The following is a 3,082-nucleotide window of genomic DNA, read 5'->3' as shown; positions in this document are numbered from 1 at the left end:
AATATCTTAACATACTGAGATAAAGAAAAAAGTATTGATTTAGAAAGTTTCTCCCCCGCACCGGGGTGCGGGGAAAAGGGCGTACATAAGCTTACGGATTATTAGTACTACTCGACTATGACATTACTGCCTTTACATCTATAGCCTATCAACGTGGTCATCTTCCACGATCCTTAAAAGAAATCTCATCTTGTGGTGGGTTTCGCGCTTATATGCTTTCAGCGCTTATCCCTTCCAAACGTAGCTACTCTGCGGTGCCCCTGGCGGGACAACAGATACACTAGAGGTTTGTCCAATTCGGTCCTCTCGTACTAGAATCAGATCCACTCAAATTTCTAACGCCCACAGTAGATAGAGACCGAACTGTCTCACGACGTTCTGAACCCAGCTCGCGTGCCACTTTAATGGGCGAACAGCCCAACCCTTGGGACCTTCTCCAGCCCCAGGATGTGACGAGCCGACATCGAGGTGCCAAACCCCCCCGTCGATATGAGCTCTTGGGGGAGATCAGCCTGTTATCCCCGGCGTACCTTTTATCCTTTGAGCGATGGCCCTTCCATGCGGAACCACCGGATCACTATGCTCTACTTTCGTACCTGATCGACCTGTATGTCTCTCAGTCAAGCTCCCTTATGCCATTGCACTCTACGCACGGTTACCAAGCGTACTGAGGGAACCTTTAGAAGCCTCCGTTACTCTTTTGGAGGCGACCACCCCAGTCAAACTACCCACCAAGCAATGTCCCCCGCTTTTGCGGGGTTAGGCCTCAGATAAACAAAGGGTTGTATTTCAACAATGACTCCAAAGCGCCTGGCGACGCCCCTTCACAGTCTCCAACCTATCCTACACATCATTTATCCAAGGTCAATACTAAGCTATAGTAAAGGTGCACAGGGTCTTTTCGTCCCACTGCGGGTAAACGGCATCTTCACCGTTACTACAATTTCACCGAGCTCATGGCTGAGACAGTGTCCAGATCGTTACACCATTCGTGCAGGTCGGAACTTACCCGACAAGGAATTTCGCTACCTTAGGACCGTTATAGTTACGGCCGCCGTTTACTGGGGCTTCAATTCAATGCTTCTCCGAAGATAACATCTCCTCTTAACCTTCCAGCACCGGGCAGGTGTCAGGCCCTATACTTCATCTTGCGATTTTGCAGAGCCCTGTGTTTTTGATAAACAGTCGCCTGGACCTCTTCACTGCGGCCAGCTTGCGCTGGCGACCTTTCTCCCGAAGTTACAGGTCTATTTTGCCTAATTCCTTAGCCATGAATCTCTCGAGCACCTTAGGATTCTCTCCTCAACTACCTGTGTCGGTTTGCGGTACTGGTACTGATTACCTGAAGTTTAGAGGTTTTTCTTGGAAGCCCTTAGGCGCACTATCTCTTTGTCCGAAGACGCCGAGTACTATCGTATTTCCCCAAAATCTGTGGATTTGCCTGCAGATCTTATAGGTAGGTACTTCAACGAACTATTCCGTCAGTTCGCGGCGCTTTCATCACTCCGTCACCCCATCACAGTAATCAGTAGTACGGGAATATTAACCCGTTGGCCATCGACTGTCCCTTTCGGGTTCGCCTTAGGACCAGACTAACCCACAGCTGATTAGCATAGCTGTGGAAACCTTAGTTTTTCGGTGTGCGGGTTTCTCGCCCGCATTATCGTTACTTATGCCTACATTTTCTTTTCCAGCCGGTCCAGCATACCTTACGATACACCTTCAGCCCTGCTGGAATGCTCCCCTACCACTTACAGCAAGCTGTAAATCCATAGCTTCGGTAATACGCTTATGCCCGATTATTATCCATGCTCGTCCGCTCGACTAGTGAGCTGTTACGCACTCTTTAAATGAATGGCTGCTTCCAAGCCAACATCCTAGCTGTCTGGGCAGACAAACCTCGTTCTTTCAACTTAGCGTATATTTGGGGACCTTAGCTGATGGTCTGGGTTCTTTCCCTCTCGGACTTGGACCTTAGCACCCAAGCCCTCACTGCTGAGAAACATTATACAGCATTCGGAGTTTGTCAGGAATTGGTAGGCGGTGAAGCCCCCGCATCCAATCAGTAGCTCTACCTCTGTATAACTTAATTCAGCGCTGCACCTAAATGCATTTCGGGGAGTACGAGCTATTTCCGAGTTTGATTGGCCTTTCACCCCTACCCACAGGTCATCCGAAGACTTTTCAACGTCAACCGGTTCGGTCCTCCACTGTGTGTTACCACAGCTTCAACCTGCCCATGGGTAGATCACACGGTTTCGCGTCTAACACTACTGACTAAAGCGCCCTATTCAGACTCGCTTTCGCTACGGATCCGCGGCTTAACCGCTTAACCTTGCCAGCAACGTTAACTCGTAGGCTCATTATGCAAAAGGCACGCCGTCACCCCACGAAAGGGCTCCGACCGCTTGTAAGCGTATGGTTTCAGGATCTATTTCACTCCGTTATTCACGGTTCTTTTCACCTTTCCCTCACGGTACTGGTTCACTATCGGTCTCTCAGGAGTATTTAGCCTTAGCGGATGGTCCCGCCAAATTCAGACAGGGTTTCACGTGCCCCGCCCTACTCAGGATACCGCTATCTATTACACTTGTTGCCCATACGGGACTATCACCCTCTATGGTTCGGCTTTCCAGCCGATTCCGGTTCCTTGTGCATAAAATATCGCGGTCCTACAACCCCGGCACTGCCGTAACAGCACCGGTTTGGGCTAATCCGCGTTCGCTCGCCACTACTTACGGAATCACTTTTGTTTTCTTCTCCTCCGCCTACTTAGATGTTTCAGTTCAGCGGGTTTGCCCACCTATCGGTGTGCTATGCCTTCAGCATAGCGGGTTGCCCCATTCAGGTATCTGCGGATCACTCGGTGTGTGCCCGTCCCCGCAGCTTTTCGCAGCTTATCACGCCTTTCATCGCCTCTGAGAGCCTAGGCATCCCCCATACGCCCTTATTTTGCTTATTGTACCAGTCCTAAAATCAATTACGACCGTTTTTTTTGTCTTCTGCCATAAATAGCAGAAAACGCTTTCTACTTTTTATTATTTTCTTATCTCAATATGTCAATGAACTTTTATTTGCTGTA

General features: G+C 49.4%; 1 rRNA gene. It reads right to left on the bottom strand.

Features of this window, described 5'->3' with window-relative positions:
- Nucleotides 1-81: 81 nt before the first annotated feature.
- A 23S ribosomal RNA gene (locus IR010_RS19955) occupies nucleotides 82-2,962 on the bottom strand.
- Nucleotides 2,963-3,082 lie beyond the last annotated feature (120 nt).

Origin of the sequence: Flavobacterium sp. MR2016-29, assembly GCF_015350695.1 — a bacterium.
Taxonomy (GTDB): domain Bacteria; phylum Bacteroidota; class Bacteroidia; order Flavobacteriales; family Flavobacteriaceae; genus Flavobacterium.
This window is presented reverse-complemented; position numbering and strand designations above follow the sequence as displayed.